Origin of the sequence: Marinobacter sp. BW6, assembly GCF_008107725.1 — a bacterium.
Lineage (GTDB): Bacteria > Pseudomonadota > Gammaproteobacteria > Pseudomonadales > Oleiphilaceae > Marinobacter.
The window spans coordinates 1-1,300 of the sequence record NZ_VIRN01000062.1 but is presented as its reverse complement, the minus strand read 5'-3'; the positions used below and the strand labels follow the sequence as shown (position 1 = coordinate 1,300).

Here is a 1,300-nt window from a genome sequence, read left to right as displayed (position 1 = left end):
TGTCTAGTCCTGAAATAGGTTTACACCTACTTCTATCGAAACGCCCGGTGCACCGCATCGGGCGTTTTGTATTTGAGGGCCAGATGTGGCCGTCTTGTGTTATAGGTCTGCACGGACTGATCAACCATCTTTTGAGCTTCCACCAAGTCTTTGGGAAGCACCAGTAAGAACTCTGTTTTTAGTATCCCATTCACCCGCTCGGCCAGCGCATTCTGGTAGCAGTCATAGCCATCTGTCATCGAACAACGGATACCGTACTTGGCATGAAGTTGCTGATAAGGCGCTGAGCAATACTGGACGCCCCGATCGGAGTGATGAACCAGCCCTCCAGAGTATTGCCTGCCCTTCAACGCTTTTTGCATGGCTTGTATTACGGCCGCCGTATGGAGCGTGTCATGCACATGGTGGCCCACGATTTTGCGTGAGAAGGCATCCGTAATCAGGCTGAGATAGGCTGCGCCCTGACGTGTCGGCAAATAGGTAATGTCTGCCACCCATAGCTGCTCGGGCGCGTCTGGCACGATTTGCTCCGGGCCTTTCAGCAGGTTGGGATGGCAGCGAAAGTGGTGATGGCTGTGCGTAGTCTTATGATAGGCCCGCTTACGAGGAACCAGTTGTCGGTGGGCTCGCAGGAGATCAAATAGTCGGTCCCGGCCTATGCGCAGAGCCTTCGGTTTAAGGAGTGAATGCAGCTTGCGGGTGCCCAGACGGGGCTGATGCAGGCGCTCTTCCTGTACAAAGTCCAACACCAAGAGATTGTGAGCCTGACGAGCTGCCTCAGCTTTGAAGTGCTGGTAATACGCCTGACGGGAGAAACCTAGATATCGGCAAGCCCGAGTAACGTTCAGGCCTTGGATCCGCTTTTGCGCGAGGACTTGCCGGACCGCTTTTTTATAACGCGACAGCCATAGTCTTTCTGTAGCACATCCACAACGGATTCAAAGAACTGGGCTTTCTGATTAGCTTCATCCAGCTGCTGTTCCAATTCTTTGATGCGTTGCTCGGGTGTCAGTGGAAGATCCGGCTTGGCCATTGCAGCCCCCTTGCGAGCGAAGAGTAAGGCCATCGGGCTCCAGTCCTGCTGACCATACTTTCGTAACCACGTTAGCACCGTCGAGCTCCCCTGAATACCATATCGTTCCTGGGCGTGACTGTAAGTCATCTCGCCCTTTTCAACCTGGTCCACCACCGCCAATTTAAAGGCCAGGGAATAATCCCTCTGACTCCTCCGCCTCTTCGTATTCATCACACCCTCCGTAATCTCAAGCAGGAAGGTGTAAACCTTATTCAGGACGGGTCA

General features: G+C 53.5%; 1 protein-coding gene. It reads right to left on the bottom strand.

Annotated elements, in window-relative coordinates:
- Nucleotides 1-32 precede the first annotated feature (32 nt).
- Nucleotides 33-1,246, bottom strand: a protein-coding gene (locus tag FMN52_RS08670; protein WP_148608273.1) for an IS3 family transposase whose coding sequence is annotated in 2 segments (ribosomal slippage) — nt 33-883 and nt 883-1,246 — 1,215 coding nt in all. Because the reading frame shifts where the segments join, the coding sequence is not laid out codon by codon here.
- Between the last annotated feature and the right edge of the window lie 54 nt (nt 1,247-1,300).